Source organism: Methylobacterium sp. A52T, from assembly GCF_053346095.1.
Window position 1 is genome coordinate 1 of sequence record NZ_JBKFBI010000248.1, and the last position, 4,028, is coordinate 4,028.

1 protein-coding gene and 1 pseudogene are annotated in these 4,028 nt (G+C 51.7%); one reads left to right on the plus strand and one right to left on the minus strand.

All coding sequences use genetic code 11. The annotated features are described in order from the left end of the window. Positions 1 to 120: pseudogene (locus ACLBYE_RS29825) on the plus strand (IS5/IS1182 family transposase); the annotation flags it as partial. A gap of 58 nt (positions 121 to 178) precedes the next feature. Here the strand turns inward: ACLBYE_RS29825 and ACLBYE_RS29830 are convergent. Continuing rightward, positions 179 to 4,012, minus strand: a complete 3,834-nt coding sequence (locus ACLBYE_RS29830) for a rhamnosyltransferase WsaF family glycosyltransferase (protein WP_447696925.1) — start codon at positions 4,010 to 4,012, stop codon at positions 179 to 181. Positions 4,013 to 4,028: the final 16 nt, after the last annotated feature.

Here is a 4,028-nt window from a genome sequence, read left to right on the forward strand (position 1 = left end):
TTCGCCCAGTTCCGTCGCCTCGCCATTCGCTACGAGCGACGGGCCGACATCCATCTCGCCTTCTCGACGCTGGCCGCAGCCCTCATCATCTGGCGCTTCATCGAACGATGGTTTTGTTAGGCGCTCTAAAACGGCCGGGCCAGATTAGCCCAAATTGAGACTGTTACTCTCCCCAAAATCAAGAAGACTCCGTCATTGCACGAATGCGGCCCGCAACTACGGAAGCTACAAAGTCTGGGACTGCGGACTCCAACTCAGCGATTTCCGACTTGCCCACGACACGCCCGATCTGACCTTCGCCGCGATCAACCGCAATCTCGATGGCGGCTGATAATGAATCGGCAGAAAGCTCGCGGATGCTCAAGATATTGGCGCTTCTCTGGGAAAGATCTTTGGAAAAGAAGTTGTTAGTGACGGTTTGGAGGCCGGCCGCAGCCATTTCAAGGGGTGGATAACTTGGGTGGGGAGACAGCATCAGTGAAATACCAACAGATGCTCTCGATAATAGGTCGCCATATTCTTCTAGCGACAACTTTCCTGCAACGGAGAGGTTGACGACTGATCCAGCGCGGTCCGATGGGAACGCCTCGCCTGCTGCAACGATCCTCCAAGTCCGCGCCCTTGTTGGATTGTTGCGCTGCCACTGAGCAATGCCCGCGCAAAGCAGTGGGAACGCATTTCGTGGTGTGCCAGGACGCGCATAGATACAGATTATACGCTCCCTTGGGAGCGGCTGCAAATTCTTTGAAATCTCCGGATTGATCTTGAATCGAACCAAATATGCCTCATTGAAGGAATAAGCCGAGCACATATAACGAGAAAGCTCTTCCGAATTAATCAATGCAATCGTCTTGTCCGGATGGCGATAGGTTTCCTGGGCCAAGCTATACTGGGCGCACCATCCGTAGAAGTCAGGCTCATGATCTTGAATAAGATACAATATTTTGGGCGAATTCCAGAAATAAGATCTTTGTCGTCTTTGAAGTTCAAAGCCGACGGTGGCAGTCCACCAAGCGGTCGAAAGAAAAACATCATTGGCACGAAGGCTTAGTTCTCCACTTTCTTGATCAGATAGGTCGACAACCGTTTTCGCAAAGTTATCTCGAGCGCCCATTGGCACGAGGCAGTACCCCGAGAGGCCGAGCATAGCGCGCAAATCCACAGGAAGAGATTGACATATGATGCGAATATCGAAGCCAGGCCCAAGAGCTTCGGCAATCTCATTGAAAATTCGCAAAGCCGTAGTGATTCCACCGAAAATTCGTTCAGGTGCTAAGGTAGGTATGATGAGATTGAACCGCGGCCGCAGTGCCCGTCGATCAGGCCGCGAGCAGAAGGATACGAGTTCCGGAATAAGGTTCCGGTCGGAAAGCGGCGGAAGACGATTGCCAAGAAGCCGCTGACGCGTGCGTTCCACATCCTCCAAATCCCAAACCGGAATAAGGCGCTCAGACGAAACATTGTCCGTGCGTCCGACCTTGGTCCAGGAGAAGCCTCGATCTTCAGCGAAATACAGAATTGCTCGCTCGATCGCATGCGCTAGGGTTCCATCAATTTGGCCTGCCTCGCATTCGAAATCCGACCAGTCGAGCTGAAGCTCGAGCAGGGAACGGAGTGCTTTGCTTCGTCCCCAAAAAAAGGAGCTCGACGGGAAATCCAGGACGATATCCTTGCTGATGTCGACGCCAATGCTACGTAATAACAGACGAACTCGATTATAGTTTCCGCCCCAGTTTAGAAGATTGCGGACGGGCTTAAAGTGATCCGAAAAGACGATGCCGACATCAGTTTGATTCAAAAGACAAAGAATCGACGAAACAATCTCGCGAGAACCAAGTAAATTGCTTATAAGAAACGAACGCCATGTAGCAAGGCGGGAGGTATGAAGTGACTGTTTAGAGTGAATGTGCAGAAAAATATCGTAGTTATCGAATACGCGCCGATAGCCCACAATCATTGGGGCGATATCACGCCCGACGTTTGGGAAAACTTCCACCGTCACGTCCCACTCGTAATCTGAAAAATATCGCTCTATCTCAGCTGCTTTCTCGCTGGAGTCGGTCGAGATAAATACATCGGCCCGGACAGGAATATTAGCTATCGCCGCGAGAATTTCTATGCATAGTTCTGTATAGAAGATGTGCGCTATGACCGCCACCTTCTCCGGCAGGTGCGTTGATTTTATGGACCAACGGAATGGCACCTCAAGACATAGATCAGTCCGTTCGTTCGGGCGGGTACTCTCAATAGAGCCGTAGAATGTCGCTAGACGTGCGGACCGATCAAAGCGCCTGTGAGGCCCAGGAACCGGCCGTACCTTCTCCTCACCCATACCTCTGCTGTTCGCCGATTCAAGATAGGCATCGATCGCATCCAGCAGAGGCGGGTTCCCCGCGAGCAGCTCGCGCCAGCCCTCAGTATTGCAATAACCTAACCGATCACGCTCGCGAAGAAGCTGCACCTTTACAAAAGGAAATCCGGATTCGATCAAACCACGCCAATCCTCCAAGGTAGGGTTACGATCACGATCCGCGCGCTTTTTCGTCGGAAACATAACTTCGCAGCGCAAGTCTGCCTGCGTGACAAGCTGTTTTGAAGAAAGTTCGTAGCAATTTATTACTGTCTGTTTGTCGCGAATGCTCCGGATGTTATTCCAAAAATTATGAATGTGCTTTGAGGTGAGGGCCCTATTCTTCAGAACGGTGAAGAAACTCATAAGATGGTGTTGAGCTTGATAGCTGTCAGTGAGCGCAATGATGTCCGCCTCGCTCGCCCGCATCCGCCGCAAGAGTTCTTGAAATTGACTTGCATCGGTAGGTCCAAAAATACTATCATTAGTCAATATTAATGATCGAGCAGACCACACATCTGGAATGGCTGCGAGCACTGTTGCCCAAGCCGCAAAGTCCCAACCATGATTGATGCGGACAACGAGCCCAGCCGCGCTCTCCGTAAAGCTAGGAAGTGGCTGGTTCAGACCATCTGTGACAACAGCGAGTATAACGTCAATGTTGTTAGCTTGTAAGGCCTCTAAATAGAACCGTGTATGAGGGTAGATCGACCCATCGCGTGAATATGTAACTAAGACGCAGACATCGCGCTCCCCGGTAATTACCGGATGTCGACGGATCTCATAGGGTATGTCGAAAATCGAACAATTTTCGTCAGCTGCATCCGGGGGATGTCCTGTCCGCCCTTGTGACCTTCCTGACGAAAGAAAATGGTCGAGCGGGTTCATGCCGCTCTGAGCTACGTCAGGGTTTTTGTAGAGATACCAATCCACGTCGAAGAGTGGATGCGGGTCGCGATTTTCGAATACCCCAGTGTGTACAAAATGAGCCAACGGGTTTTCGCCCGTCTGCCAAAGCGTTTCGTGGTTGTTAACATACCAATTGCAGTCGAAAAAAGAATTTGGGTTGTATCCAATTAACGCTCCTCGAACGACGAAATGAAGAAGCAATGGCGGGTCATCAAAATCTAGGTCTTCAATTTGCGACCGATAATACGCTTCATCAAACAGCGGATGAGGGTTTCGCCCCTTGCCGGAGAGGTAATGCAGCAGCGGGTTGGCGGCTGCGTTGTCATTGTGCTTGCAGTACCAGCTGACGTCGAACAGCGGGTGCGGATCGCGACCTTCGCTTGCGCCATATAGAATGTAGTGCTCAAGAGCGTTGAGGCCGGATCCGCGCACGTCGGGATAACGATCCAAATACCAGCGCGCATCGAACAGTGGATGCGGGCTAGCAAGTGGATGATCCGCGGTCAGAAAATGAATTAAGGGGTCAATCTTACCGAGCGGAAAATCGGGAAGCTGACGTAGATACCAGCTCGCGTCGAACATCGGGTGCGGGTCCCTCCCCTCTCCGGAGAGATAGTGTAGCAGCGGATTTGCGGCTGCGTTGTCATTGTGCTTGCAGTACCAGCTGACGTCGAACAGCGGGTGCGGATCGCGACCTTCGCTTGCGCCATATAGAATGTAGTGCTCAAGAGCGTTGAGGCCGGATCCGCGCACGTCGGGATAACGATCC